13 protein-coding genes are annotated in these 12701 nt (G+C 56.9%); 7 read left to right on the forward strand and 6 right to left on the reverse strand.

Going from position 1 to position 12701, the window contains the following annotated elements; genetic code table 11:
- Positions 1–90: 90 nt before the first annotated feature.
- From purC to dapA, 3 genes are all read right to left on the reverse strand, one after another.
- Complete coding sequence (purC, locus tag WM95_RS17770) at positions 91–804, reverse strand: phosphoribosylaminoimidazolesuccinocarboxamide synthase (protein ID WP_032659350.1); 714 nt, start codon at positions 802–804, stop codon at positions 91–93.
- A gap of 109 nt (positions 805–913) precedes the next feature.
- Entirely contained in the window at positions 914–1948 is a 1035-nt protein-coding gene (bamC, locus tag WM95_RS17775; RefSeq protein ID WP_045399727.1) for an outer membrane protein assembly factor BamC, read from the reverse strand.
- A gap of 16 nt (positions 1949–1964) precedes the next feature.
- Positions 1965–2843 carry a 4-hydroxy-tetrahydrodipicolinate synthase gene (gene dapA / locus WM95_RS17780; protein ID WP_023308757.1) on the reverse strand — a complete coding sequence of 293 codons (879 nt, stop codon included), beginning with the start codon at positions 2841–2843 and terminating at the stop codon, positions 1965–1967.
- 145 nt (positions 2844–2988) lie between these two features.
- Between dapA and WM95_RS17785 the strand changes: the two genes are divergently transcribed.
- Together WM95_RS17785 and bcp are read left to right on the forward strand one after the other, a co-directional pair.
- Entirely contained in the window at positions 2989–3558 is a 570-nt protein-coding gene (locus WM95_RS17785; RefSeq protein ID WP_023308758.1) for a glycine cleavage system transcriptional repressor, read from the forward strand.
- A complete protein-coding gene (gene bcp / locus WM95_RS17790) occupies positions 3558–4028 on the forward strand; it encodes a thioredoxin-dependent thiol peroxidase (RefSeq protein WP_023308759.1) in 471 nt (156 codons plus the stop codon). The genes WM95_RS17785 and bcp overlap by 1 nt, the downstream gene beginning before the upstream one ends.
- Before the next feature lie 95 nt (positions 4029–4123).
- Here bcp and WM95_RS17795 read toward each other — a convergent pair whose 3' ends face one another.
- Positions 4124–5188, reverse strand: coding sequence for an AI-2E family transporter (locus WM95_RS17795; RefSeq protein WP_033146172.1), 1065 nt, complete (start codon positions 5186–5188; stop codon positions 4124–4126).
- A 221-nt stretch (positions 5189–5409) separates the two neighbouring features.
- On the opposite strand from WM95_RS17795, the gene bepA reads away from it, so the two are divergent.
- Both bepA and arsC read left to right on the forward strand, forming a co-directional pair.
- Positions 5410–6873 (forward strand): beta-barrel assembly-enhancing protease, encoded by a 1464-nt coding sequence (gene bepA, locus WM95_RS17800; protein WP_059446270.1) that lies wholly within the window; start codon positions 5410–5412, stop codon positions 6871–6873.
- A gap of 18 nt (positions 6874–6891) precedes the next feature.
- A complete protein-coding gene (arsC, locus tag WM95_RS17805) occupies positions 6892–7248 on the forward strand; it encodes an arsenate reductase (glutaredoxin) (RefSeq protein ID WP_023308762.1) in 357 nt (118 codons plus the stop codon).
- Here arsC and WM95_RS17810 read toward each other — a convergent pair.
- Positions 7245–8069, reverse strand: coding sequence for a helix-turn-helix domain-containing protein (locus tag WM95_RS17810; RefSeq protein ID WP_088544909.1), 825 nt, complete (start codon positions 8067–8069; stop codon positions 7245–7247). The genes arsC and WM95_RS17810 overlap by 4 nt on opposite strands.
- 146 nt (positions 8070–8215) lie before the next feature.
- Between WM95_RS17810 and celB the strand changes: the two genes are divergently transcribed.
- From celB to WM95_RS17825, 3 genes are read left to right on the forward strand one after another with little or no spacing between them, the layout of a single operon-like run.
- On the forward strand, positions 8216–9535 hold the full coding sequence (gene celB, locus WM95_RS17815; protein WP_063408302.1) for a PTS cellobiose transporter subunit IIC: 1320 nt from the start codon (positions 8216–8218) through the stop codon (positions 9533–9535).
- 3 nt (positions 9536–9538) lie between these two features.
- Positions 9539–10495, forward strand: a complete 957-nt coding sequence (locus WM95_RS17820) for a N(4)-(beta-N-acetylglucosaminyl)-L-asparaginase (protein WP_045355334.1) — start codon at positions 9539–9541, stop codon at positions 10493–10495.
- Positions 10495–11916, forward strand: coding sequence for a leucyl aminopeptidase family protein (locus WM95_RS17825; protein WP_063408301.1), 1422 nt, complete (start codon positions 10495–10497; stop codon positions 11914–11916). The genes WM95_RS17820 and WM95_RS17825 overlap by 1 nt, the downstream gene beginning before the upstream one ends.
- 45 nt (positions 11917–11961) lie before the next feature.
- Here the strand turns inward: WM95_RS17825 and WM95_RS17830 are convergent, their stop codons facing one another.
- A complete protein-coding gene (locus WM95_RS17830; protein WP_211438414.1) occupies positions 11962–12663 on the reverse strand; it encodes a DnaA inactivator Hda in 702 nt (233 codons plus the stop codon).
- Positions 12664–12701 lie beyond the last annotated feature (38 nt).

Below are 12701 nucleotides of genomic sequence, written 5' to 3' on the forward strand. Positions count from 1 at the left end.
CTATGATCGTAGGCGGTTAACGGCAAGATTACCATAGGAAACAAAGGTAAGACGCCAAAGGATGCAAACATCCTTTGGCAAGTGAGGAAGTTAGTCGAGCTTAACGCCTAAACGGTGAGCAACCGCTTCGTACGCTTCAATCAGACCACCCAGGCTCTGACGGAAACGGTCTTTGTCCATTTTATCCAGGGTTTCTTTATCCCACAGGCGGCTACCGTCCGGTGAGAACTCATCGCCCAGCACCACTTCACCTTTGAACAGACCAAACTCCAGCTTGAAGTCGACGAGGATCAGGCCCGCGTCATCAAACAGTTTTTTCAACACGTCGTTGGCTTTGTAGGTCAGCTCTTTCATGCGTGCCAGGTTCTCCTGATTCACCCAGCCGAAGGTTTCGCAGTAGGATTCGTTGACCATCGGGTCGTGCATGGCATCGTTTTTCAGGAACAGGTCGAACAGCGGTGGATTCAGTTCGATACCTTCTTCAATGCCGAGACGCTTCACCAGGGAGCCCGCCGCACGGTTACGAATAACGCACTCAACCGGAACCATATCCAGTTTTTTCACCAGACATTCCGTATCGGACAGCAACGCTTCCATCTGGGTCGGGATGCCCGCTTCGGCCAGTTTGGTCATAATGAAGTGGTTAAACTTGTTGTTCACCATGCCTTTACGATCGAACTGCTCAATGCGTGCGCCATCCCCTGCTGACGTATCATTGCGGAACTCGAGCACCAACAGATCCGGGTTTTCCGTGCTGTATACGGTCTTCGCTTTGCCACGATACAACTCAGCTTGCTTCTGCATCTTCATTACTCCTGGTGTGATGATTTGTGTTCAAAACTGGGGATATTATGCCACGCACACGTTTGCGTAGCACTAAAATAAAAAGGGCTGGATTCACCAGCCCTCGTATTTATTTGCTGAATGCTGCCTGGAAGACAGCGACCAGCGCATCGTTCTGCGACTGGGTCAGCGTGTGACCTTTTGGATCGATAAACTGCAGACTGCTGCGGTTATCAAGGTCGCCTACCTGAATCTTGTAGTCACCGGAGGCAAGCTGAGGATCTTTCGCGCCCAGTTCCTGCCATGCGCTGTCGGAGAGCGGCTTATACGTTGCCGTCATGCTGCCGGTTGAACGCGTGCTGTCGGTCACTTTCATGCCCACTTTTTCCAGCGTCGCTGGCAGACGCTGCCAGGTCTGGTTAAACGGTGCACGCACCACCAGCATTGGCAGGCCGGTATCATCCGCACCGCTTTGTACATCGAAGGTCGCGCCGTTGCGGCTCTGCGCGGCGTTGGCGGCATCGGTAGCGGTCTTATCCAGACCCGCGGCAATCACGTTCAGCATTTCGGTGCTGTAACGCTGCAGGGACGCGGCATCCGCAACCGGTTTACCCGCCTGCTCCAGGTTCAACAGCTTAACGTTAACCGCCTGCTGGTAACCCTGTGGTTTTACGGAGACTTGATAGCGACCGCGGTACTGCTGGTCTTCATCCAGACGGTTCCATTCGACCCAGTCGGTGGTTAACGTCTGGCTGGCGTCATCGCGTTTATCGATAGTGTAGTTCTTCGACTGAATGACGCTGACAACCTGCGGCCACAGCGAGCTACCGCGCGCGCTCTCAACCATCAGAGACGCCGTATCACCGGTGAACTGGGTACGCGCCCCGCTGACCAGCGCCAGAGGTTGTGCTGGCGGACGAATATCAAGCGCTTTACCGACCAGGCCGCTGCCGTTGGTCACGGGAATATTATAATCGCCGTTCTGAATCGGCAGGATCATACCAGCCGGTGCGTGAAGTTCAGCAAGCGGGGTCGCATCCAGATAGGATTCATCACCGCTCACCTGGCGCTTGTAGCGCGAATCTGAACTACAGGCAGCGAGCAGCATAACAAGCGAAACACTCGCAACCTTCGCCAGGCGCGACTTCTGTACTGAATAAGCCATCAAATCTCCCTAAACTCTACAGCAAACCGGCATGCTTCAGCGCCGCCCTGACGATGTCACGACCGTGGTCGGTAATCGGTGTCATTGGCAGACGCAGCGTGTCGGATGCTACAAGTCCCAACTCCTTACATGCCCATTTCACTGGGATCGGATTGGGTTCGACAAATAATTTATTGTGCAGCGGCATCAGACGCTGATTAATGACACGCGCTTCATCAAAGTGACCGGCTGCGGCCAGTTTGCACATTTCTGCCATATCGCGCGCCGCAACGTTTGCCGTTACGGAGATCACGCCATGACCACCGAGCTGCATAAAGTCCAGCGCGGTCGCATCATCACCACTCAACAGGATAAAGTCGTCTGAAACCAGCTCTTTGATCTGATGAACGCGGCTTAAGTTCCCTGTCGCCTCTTTAATACCGATAATATTTTTTACTTCCGAGAGACGACCAACGGTTTCCGGCAGCATATCGCAACCGGTACGGGACGGCACATTATACAGAATTTGTGGCAAGTCAGTATGTTCAGCGATGGCTTTGAAGTGCTGGAACAAACCTTCCTGAGTAGGACGGTTGTAGTAAGGAGTCACCGTCAGACAGCCAACGATGCCGCTGTCGTTAAAACGTTTGGTCAGGCTGATAGCTTCTGCGGTTGCATTAGCCCCTGTGCCCGCGATGACCGGAATACGTCCGTCAGCCAGTTCCAGGGTCAGCATCACCACATCGCCGTGCTCGTCGTGGCTCAGCGTTGCGGATTCACCGGTAGTCCCTACCGAAACGATCGCCGAGGTTCCGTTGGCGACATGGTAATCAATGAGCTTCTTCATGCTTGACCGGCAGACATTACCTTTTTCATCCATCGGTGTAACAAGCGCGACAATACTTCCCGTGAACATGAGCCATCCTCTGTGCGAACAAGAGCCTCAATGTTACGTTTGGAACTGTAATAAAAGCAAGCGACCTGAGGCTCTCAGGCGGTTGTATGCATGTTTTTTTTATGCTTTCCTTAGGAAGACTTAACCATGCAAAGGAAGAACAGGTTTGACAACCTCATCACAACATTACCTGGTTATCACTGCGCTGGGTGCCGACAGGCCGGGTATCGTGAACACCATCACCCGTCACGTAAGCAGCTGCGGCTGTAATATCGAAGACAGCCGTCTGGCGATGCTTGGCGAAGAGTTCACATTTATTATGTTGCTTTCCGGGACATGGAACGCCATTACGTTGATTGAATCGACCCTGCCGCTGAAAGGGGCCGAACTGGATTTGCTGATTGTCATGAAGCGCACCACCGCGCGTCCGCGTCCGGCACTGCCTTCTACCGTCTGGGTACAGGTTGAAGTGCCTGATTCTCCGCATCTGATTGAGCGTTTCACGGCGCTTTTTGACAGCCATCAGATGAATATTGCCGAACTGGTATCCCGTACGCAGACAAGCGATGACCATGGTCTTCCGGTGCTGTTTATTCAAATTACCGCGCACAGCCCTGCCTCACAGGATGCGTCAAATATCGAGCAAGCGTTCAAAGCCCTCTGTACAGAATTAAACGCGCAGGGCAGTATAAGCGTCGTCAATTATTCGCAGCACGAACAGGATGGAGTTGAGTAATGAACCCACTGAAAGCCGGTGACATCGCACCGAAATTTAGCTTACCGGATCAAGACGGCGAGCAAGTAAATTTGACCGACTTCCAGGGACAGCGTGTTCTGGTCTATTTCTACCCGAAAGCCATGACCCCCGGCTGCACCGTACAGGCCTGCGGCTTACGCGACAACATGGACGACTTGAAAAAAGTCGGCGTGGAAGTGCTGGGTATCAGCACGGATAAACCAGAAAAGCTGTCACGATTTGCTGAAAAAGAGCTGCTGAACTTCACGCTGCTTTCTGATGAAGACCATCAGGTATGCGAGCAGTTCGGCGTCTGGGGCGAGAAGACGTTTATGGGTAAAACCTACGACGGCATTCACCGTATCAGCTTCCTGATTGACGCCGACGGTAAAGTTGAACATGTGTTTGACGACTTTAAAACCAGCAACCACCACGACGTGGTGTTGAACTGGCTGAAAGAGAACGCCTGATAAACAGCAAAACGGCAACCCAGGTTGCCGTTTTTAGTGTTTTCCCCCTCTTCCATAGGAGAGGGTCGGAGTGAGAGCATCGGGCCGCACAAAAACTACTTCTCTTCCACCGCCGGCACATCCGGCCACGCGTGCACCACGGCTTTAATCAGCGTCGCCAGCGGAATCGCAAAGAACACGCCCCAGAATCCCCACAGCCCGCCGAAAATCACCACGGATAAGATAATCACGAGCGGATGCAGGTTCACCGCTTCGGAGAACAGCACCGGCACCAGCAGGTTACCGTCCAGGCCCTGAATAATCAGGTACACCGCAAAGCAGCTCCAGAACTCTGTCCCCAGCCCAAACTGGAACAGCGCGACCCCAACAACCGGAATGGTCACCACAAACGCGCCGATGTACGGAATCAGGACCGACAGCCCCACCAGCACCGCCAGCAGCAGCGAGTAGTTCAGCCCGAAAATAAGGAAGCCAATCCAGGTGGCTACCCCCACGACAATCATCTCCAGCACCTTGCCGCGAATGTAGTTGGTGATCTGCTGGTTCATCTCTTCCCAGACCTGCCCTGCCAGCCCGCGGTTACGCGGCAGAATACGGCGTACGGCATTGAGCATCTGATCTTTATCCTTCACGAGGAAGAAGACCATCAGCGGCACGAGCACAAGGTAAACCGCGAGCGTGAGCAGACCGACCAGCGAGGCCAGAGAGTACTTCACCACCGAATCGCCCATCGTCATGATGCGGGCGCGCATATTTTCAGCCATCGCGTCGATAATCCCGGCATCCATCAGGGCCGGGTAACGGCGCGGCAGCGTGGCGGCGAAATCAGACAGCTTGTTCAGCATACCTGGCATGTCGCGGATCAGGTTAATTCCCTGCTGCCAGGCAACCGGCATCACCACAAAGGCCATCAACAGCAGGATGCCGACAAACAGCACCAGCACGATGCTGGTCGCCCAGCGCCGGGAACAGCCGATATGTTCCAGGCGCGCCGTGGGCCACTCCAGCAGGTACGCCAGCACAATCGCCACCAGCAGGGGAGCGAGCAGGCCGCTGAAGAAGAACAGAATACCGAACCCGGCAACCAGAATAACCAACAAAGCAATGGCTTCCGGGTCGCTGAACCGACGCCGGTACCACTGCATTAACATTTCGAGCATACAACCCTTCCCTGAATCGAATGGCGGGAGTGAGACGGTGAATTGTATCTAACTGTCACAAAAAAGACTTTCGCTTTTTGTATCCCGATCGCAATCCGCAAAAGCCTGATGAATGGGATTTTCTTCATGCTGTAACACGGCTACACTCGCAGAGCAGCAGAGATGAACGTTATGCCGGTTCATCGGTCAAATTAGCACATCCAACATACAGGACAGTGGTTATGTTCAGGCAGTTGAGAAAAACACTGGTTGCAACACTGATTGCCGCGGTGACGGTCGGTCAGGTGTTGCCCGCTTTTGCTGACTCGTCCGATTCATTGCCGGACATGGGCACCACAGCAGGAAGCACGCTCTCTATTGGGCAAGAGATGCAAATGGGGGATTACTATGTTCGCCAGCTGCGCGGCAGCGCCCCGCTGATTAACGACCCTTTGCTGGTACAGTACATTAACGGGCTGGGGATGCGTCTGGTTTCGCACGCCGACTCGGTAAAAACGCCCTTCCACTTCTATTTAATCAATAATGACGAAATCAACGCCTTCGCCTTCTTTGGCGGTAACGTGGTGCTGCATTCGGCGTTATTCCGTTACTCTGACAACGAAAGCCAGCTGGCCTCGGTAATGGCGCACGAAATTTCGCACGTCACCCAGCGCCACCTGGCGCGTGCGATGGAAGACCAGAAACGTAACGCCCCCCTCACCTGGGTGGGCGCGCTGGGCTCTATTCTGCTGGCGATGGCCAGCCCGCAGGCCGGGATGGCGGCCCTGACCGGTACGCTGGCGGGAACGCGCCAGGGGATGATCAGTTTTACCCAGCAAAACGAACAGGAAGCTGACCGCATCGGGATTCAGGTGCTGCAGCGCTCGGGCTTTGACCCGCAGGCCATGCCGAGTTTCCTCGAAAAACTGCTCGATCAGGCGCGTTACTCTTCCCGTCCGCCGGAAATTCTGTTGACCCACCCGCTGCCGGAAAGCCGCCTGTCGGACGCCCGTAACCGTGCCAACCAGATGCGTCCGGTCGTGGTCCAGTCTTCGCAGGATTTCTACATGGCGAAGGTGAGAACGCTTGGGATGTACAATTCCGGGCGTAACCAGCTCACCAGCGACCTGCTGGATACCCTGGCGAAAGGCAACGTGCGTGAGAAAAACGCCGCGCAGTATGGTCAGGCGCTCCAGGCGATGGAAGCCAGCAAATACGACGAGGCGCGCAAAGCGCTGCAACCGCTTCTGGCTGCCGACCCGAACAACCCGTGGTACCTCGATCTGTCGACGGATATCGATCTGGGCCAGAAGAAAACGGCCGATGCGATTAACCGTCTGAAGGGGGCGAAAGACGTCCGTACCAACCCGGTGCTGCAGCTTAACCTGGCGAACGCTTACTTACAGGGCGGCCAGCCTGGCGAAGCGGTGACCATTCTGAACCGCTATACCTTTAACAATAAAGACGATCAAAACGGCTGGGATTTGCTCGCTCAGGCGCAAGCCCAGCTCGGCAACCGCGATCAGGAGCTGGCGGCGCGTGCCGAAGGTTTTGCCCTGGTGGGCCGCCTCGATCAGGCGATTTCCGCGCTCAGCAGCGCCAGCTCGCAGGTCAAGCTCGGCAGCCTCCAGCAGGCCCGTTACGACGCGCGTATCGATCAGCTGCGCGGCCTGCAGCAGCGCTTTAAGCCGTACGAGAAGATGTAATAAAGGAGAATTCACGTCATGACAGACGCCGTAAAAATTTATCACAACCCTCGCTGCTCCAAGAGCCGCGATACCCTGAGCCTGCTGAAGTCTAACGGCGTTGAGCCGGAAGTGGTGCTGTACCTCGACACCCCACCTGACGCGCAAACCCTCCGCCAGCTGCTGCACATGCTGGGAATGGGCAGTGCAAGAGAGCTGATGCGCCAGAAAGAAGATCTGTATAAGTCGCTTAACCTGGATGACAGCCGCCTCACCGAGGCTGAGCTGATCCAGGCGATGGTTGAAAATCCAAAGCTGATTGAGCGCCCGATTGTGGTGGCGAACGGCCAGGCGCGCATTGGACGCCCGCCGGAAGACGTGCTCGAGATCCTCTAGTTCTTATGCCGCAGCGCTTCCAGAAAGGCCTGCGGCGTACTCTCTCCCAGCTTTTTCTGCGCTTTTCCCCGGTTGTAAAATTCGCACAGCTGGATCAACAGTTCGCCTGCCGGTTCACTGTTCAGACGTGGGATGATTTCACATAGCGGCAGAGCAACCTGAACGGCGCGGTACTGCTGCGGATGCGCTGTCACGGTGGTATTACGCTCCTCAAGCTTCACCTCAAAACCAAAAGTCTCAACAGATTGGATATCAGCCGGACAGGCTGCCAGCGCGTCGTTCGCCCAGTGGGCCAGCAGCTGCGGAGAAATGCCCGCGTACAGCCGGGCGTAGCACCAGCCGCTCACGGGTTCACGCGCCCACAGCAGATGCTGTTCCCCGCCATCGTCCATATGCAGCGACAGAGGCTGATGATGTAACAGGAGTTTTTGCGGCACGATGCCTGCCTTCAGCGCCTTTTTTCCCTGCAACGTCGCGCCCTTCTGCTTTACCGAAGCCGGTTTGAGATAGCGATTCAGGGTCGCGCGGGACACGGCGATCCCGAGTCCGCTATTGACCATCTGCAGCAGTTCGTCCAGCGGGGCGCCAGTGATATCCCGCAGGGCATTGACCAGCGCAACCTGCTCCTGTCTCAATGCTTTGTGTATCACTTTTGGCGTCGTATGGTTATCCGAAACCTGCTCGCGGTTGCGCCAGCGCCTGACGGTAGTGACCGAAATACCCAGCTCGGTAGCAAGCTCTCTGTCGCTTTTATCTGACTGCTGAAGATAGCGACGGATGCGCGGCGTCGTGGTTGCATTAGCATGCAGTTTAATTTCCATCGCAGGATCCTCAGAACCAATCTTGTGAGATTTATACTACAACAGCGATTGCTTTGTGACCGATTTCACCTTTCGCTCGCCACGCTTCACTGATAATCCCCAGACATAACACAAACAACACCCCTCAATCTTGTACGGAGTTCACAATGAACAATGTTCTGGGATTTCTTGAAGCAAAACTGATGCCGCTGGCGGCCAAAACGGCCCAGCAGCGCCATCTCGGGGCCATTCGCGGCGCCTACGTGTCATTCATGCCGTTTATCATCGTCGGCTCTATTCTGCTGGTGATCTCTTCGTTCCCGAATCAAGCCTATCAGCAGTTTATGTCTCAGGCCTTTGGTGAGAGCTGGAGCGCCATTATTGAAATCCCGTTCAACGCGGTGTTCTCCACCATGTCGCTGTTCATCAGCTTCCTGGTCGCCTTCCGCCTGGCGGAACACTATGACGAGGATCGCATCTCCTGCGGCATCCTGGCGCTGGTCGCCTTTCTCATCCTGACACCCTTTATCAAAGTGGCGGAAAACGGCGGTATCACCGTCATTCCGGTGGAGTGGATTGGCAGCAAAGGGCTGTTCGTGGCGATGATCGGTTCCCTGCTGTGGACGGAGCTGTTCTGCTGGCTCAAGCGCAAAAAGCTGGTGATCAAAATGCCGGACGGCGTGCCTCCGGCGGTGCAGGAGTCGTTCGCCGCGCTGATCCCGGCCCTGCTGGTAATGATTCTGGTGCTGGGTATCCGCATCGTGTTTGAAAACACCCACTACAACACCATCCACCAGTTTATTTACGAAGTGGTTGCCACGCCGGTGCGCCACTACGGCACCTCTTACTTTGGCGCGCTGATGACGGTGTTCAGCATCACCATTCTGTGGTCAGTGGGCATTAACTCCGGCTCGATGATCAACGGCATCATTCGCCCACTGTGGATGGAGAACCAGACCGACAACATCGCCGCGATTCAGGCAGGCGCGACGCCGCCGCACATTATTACTGAACAGTTTTTTGACATGATCTGGATGGGCGGCGCGGGGGCCACGCTGTCGCTGGTGATTGCGATGCTGATTTTCGCCCGCAGCAAAAACATGCGTGAAGTGGCGCGCCTCGGCGCCGGGGCATCGGTGTTTAACATCAACGAACCGATCCTGTTTGGCCTGCCGGTGATCATGAACCCGATCATGCTCATCCCGTTCAACCTGGTGCCGCTGGTGCTGGTCACCGTGCAGTATGCGGCGATGAAGATTGGCGCGGTTGCCGTCACCACCGGGGTGTTTATTCCCTGGACGCTGCCGCCGGTCATCAGCGGTTTTATCGTTACCGGACACCTGAGCGGCAGCGTCATGCAGCTTATCAACCTGCTGATTGGCGCCATGCTGTATCTGCCTTTTATGCGTATCGTGGACAAACAGTACCGCGCGGCGGAAATGGCCACCGTTACGCAAACCGACACCACCCTTGCAAAACAGGAGTAAAGCATGTGGGGAATTATCGCGACCTGGAGAATGGCGCTTGAAGGCGTTACGGAATCTGCGTCAGCGCTGGCTGCGGGTAAACCGGTCTCTGCAGCGGTGGTGGATGCCGTCGCCGCCGTCGAAGACTTTCCGTTTTATAAATCCGTCGGCTACGGCGGGCTGCCCACCGAAAATGGCGAAGTGGAGCTGGACGCCGCCTACATGGACGGCGATACGCTGGCGTTTGGCGCCGTGGGCAACCTGGTGGATATCGCCAACCCGGTGCGCGTGGCGCATGCGTTAAGCCGTCAGCGCTACAACAGCCTGCTTGTCGGCCAGGGCGCGCGGGAATGGGCGCTGAGCCAGGGCTTCGCCGACAAAACCATGCTCACCGAGCGCGCCATGCAGCACTACCGCAAACGCTGCCGCGAGACGCTGGATAAGGGCTTAAGCCCTTACGACGGGCATGACACCGTCGGCATTATCGGACTCGATAAACAAGGGTCAATGAGCGTCGCCACCTCCACCAGCGGCCTGTTCATGAAGAAACGTGGTCGACTCGGGGATTCGCCCATTATTGGTTCCGGATTTTACTGCGACAGTGAAACCGGCGCCGCCACCGCCACGGGCGTCGGTGAAGATCTGATGAAAGGCTGCACCAGCTACGAAATTGTCCGCCGAATGGCGCAGGGTATGACGCCGCAGCAGGCGGCGGATTCAGTGGTGTTCGAGCTGGAGGACAAGCTGATGTCGCGCTTTGGCCGTGCGGGCGATCTTTCCGTGGTGTGCATGAACAAGAGAGGCGAGTTCGGGGCCGCCACCAACATCAAAACGTTCTCGTTTGTGGTGGCGACGGCTCGCCAGCCCCTCACCGTTTTTCGTACCGAACGCCTGCGGGAGAAAACGCATTATTACGCCGTAGACGATGAGTGGATGCAGGCCTATGCCGCGCGGATCCGCGCGCCGATTGAGGAATCATGATGATTACATATCAGTTTATCAACGCGCTTTCTGACGCGGCTCCGCAAAGCCATTTTATTGCGTCCACCTCCTGTTCGCATTTACCCGAAACGGCGCTTGTCGCGGAAATGCGCGAGTCTGCCAGCATCGCTGACACCCGCTTTGGCTGCGCCCCGTTTGCCCGGATCACCCTGCTGCCGGATGCCCACTGGCAGGATAGCCTGACCGAAGGATTGCTGACGGCGCTGCGCCCGCTGCTGGCCTCGCCCGTCAGCCCCGAGCTGATACTGGACGTTACTGCTATCGACGATGTGGTGCTGGCGCAGGTGCTGCGCTTTCTCTTTAATCAGGCGCACAGGCTGAGCGACCTCAAGCTAAAGAAAACGGATGAATCGACGGTGCGCCTTACGCACATCACCGCCCTCTGCCTGCCGGAACAGCAGGCAAAACTGGAGGGGGTCTTCCGCCAGCAGCAGGCCATCGCCCAGGGCATGATCGCGGCGCGACGGCTGGCGGATATCCCGTCGGACCAATGCACGCCGCAGTTTGTGGTGGAAGAGGCGCAAAGGCACTGTGCCGCCTTCCCCGCCCTGCGCTGCGAAGTGCTGAACGAAAAGGCTATTGCTGAGCAGGGTCTGGGGCTGCTGCAGGCCGTTGGCAAAGGGGCGACCTGTCCGCCGCGCCTGCTGGCTATTCATTATGACGGCGTCAACGACGGCCCGGTGCGCTGCTATGTGGGTAAAGGCATTACCTTCGATACCGGAGGCCTGTGGCTGAAGGAAGGCGCGGGCATGTACACCATGAAATACGACATGTGCGGTGCGGCTAACGTGCTGGGCCTGATGCTGACCGTCGCAGAGCTGGCGCTGCCCGTGCGCATCATGGGCGTGCTGGCGCTGGCGGAAAACGCCATCGGCCCGGACGCCATGCAGCCCGGCACGGTAGCGACGGCCTGCAACGGCACCACGGTTGAAATCAACAACACCGATGCCGAAGGCCGACTGGTGCTGGCGGACGCCATCGCCTGGGCCAGCCAGCGCCATCCGCAGGCGCGCTATATTATTGATATGGCGACCTTAACCGGCGCGGTCGTGAAGGCGCTGGGGTATGAATTGAGCGGATTAATGACGCAGGATGAACCGCTGCGCGCGGCGCTGACGCTGGCGGGCAAGCAGAGCGGCGATGAAGTGTGGTCCCTGCCGCTGGATGCGCGGCTGAAAAAACAGACCGACAGCGCCATCGCCGATCTGTGCAACACGCCGACCAACAATGCGGCGATCAGCGCCTCGGCGGCGTGGCTGCTGCACCACTTTTGCCCGCCGACGATCCCGTGGGCGCATCTGGATATCAGCGGTACGGCGCTGTGGCGCGAAAACGGACGGAGCGTGGCGTCGGGGAGACCAATTCCGCTTTTGGTTGAGCACTTGCTGGGGGATGTCTAATTTTCGTAGGCCCGGTAAGGCGTAGCCGCCACCGGGCGAACAAACTCAAAGCTTGAGAATATCTTTCACAAACGGAATGGTCAGCTTGCGCTGGGCGGTAATGGAGGCGCGATCGAGCTGATCGAGCGTGTCAAACAGCGTGCGCATTTCGCGATCCAGCCGCTTGAGCAGGAAGCGCCCCACGTCCTCCGGCAGCTCAAACCCGCGCTGCTTTGCGCGCAGCTGTAACGCCTGAAGCTTATCTTCATCCGACAGCGGCTGGAGCTTGTAGATTTGCCCCCAGTCCAGACGAGACGCCAGGTCCGGCAGCCCCAGATTGAGCTGTCTCGGCGGACGATCGCCGGTGATCAGCAGCCGGGTTTTGCCCGACTCCAGAATGCGGTTGTAGAGGTTAAAGATCGCCATTTCCCACGGCTCGTCCCCCGCCACGCATTCGATATTATCGATGCAGACCAGCGAGAGATGTTCCATTCCCTCCAGCACCTCAGGTACGAACCAGGTGCGTTTATCCAGCGGCACGTAGCCTACCGCATCTCCGCGCGCGGAAAGCTCCGCGCAGGCGGCATGCAGCAGGTGGCTGCGCCCCGCGCCTTCGCGTGACCAGATATAGATGTATCCGCTGTGATCCTGGCGCAGCACGTTTTGCAGTGCAGCCAGTAAAGAGGGGTTATCACCCGGCCAGAAACTCGCAAACGTTTCGTCGTCAGGGAGATAGAGTGGCAGAGAGAGCTGTGCCGGTCCGTTCAGAAGTACCTCAACCAGATCTGACATAAAATCGGCATGGA

It is taken from the genome of Enterobacter cloacae complex sp. ECNIH7 (genome assembly GCF_002208095.1).
In the GTDB taxonomy this organism is placed as follows: domain Bacteria; phylum Pseudomonadota; class Gammaproteobacteria; order Enterobacterales; family Enterobacteriaceae; genus Enterobacter; species Enterobacter cloacae_M.

Excerpts from the sequence above, each read along its gene's own strand:
- arsC (WP_023308762.1), top strand. The coding sequence starts at position 6,892 with ATGACAGACGCCGTAAAAATTTATCACAACCCTCGCTGCTCCAAGAGC.
- WM95_RS17810 (WP_088544909.1), bottom strand. The coding sequence starts at position 8,069 with ATGGAAATTAAACTGCATGCTAATGCAACCACGACGCCGCGCATCCGT.
- purC (WP_032659350.1), bottom strand. The coding sequence starts at position 804 with ATGCAGAAGCAAGCTGAGTTGTATCGTGGCAAAGCGAAGACCGTATAC.
- bamC (WP_045399727.1), bottom strand. The coding sequence starts at position 1,948 with ATGGCTTATTCAGTACAGAAGTCGCGCCTGGCGAAGGTTGCGAGTGTT.
- bepA (WP_059446270.1), top strand. The coding sequence starts at position 5,410 with ATGTTCAGGCAGTTGAGAAAAACACTGGTTGCAACACTGATTGCCGCG.
- WM95_RS17825 (WP_063408301.1), top strand. The coding sequence starts at position 10,495 with ATGATTACATATCAGTTTATCAACGCGCTTTCTGACGCGGCTCCGCAA.
- WM95_RS17795 (WP_033146172.1), bottom strand. The coding sequence starts at position 5,188 with ATGCTCGAAATGTTAATGCAGTGGTACCGGCGTCGGTTCAGCGACCCG.
- celB (WP_063408302.1), top strand. The coding sequence starts at position 8,216 with ATGAACAATGTTCTGGGATTTCTTGAAGCAAAACTGATGCCGCTGGCG.
- dapA (WP_023308757.1), bottom strand. The coding sequence starts at position 2,843 with ATGTTCACGGGAAGTATTGTCGCGCTTGTTACACCGATGGATGAAAAA.
- bcp (WP_023308759.1), top strand. The coding sequence starts at position 3,558 with ATGAACCCACTGAAAGCCGGTGACATCGCACCGAAATTTAGCTTACCG.
- WM95_RS17820 (WP_045355334.1), top strand. The coding sequence starts at position 9,539 with ATGTGGGGAATTATCGCGACCTGGAGAATGGCGCTTGAAGGCGTTACG.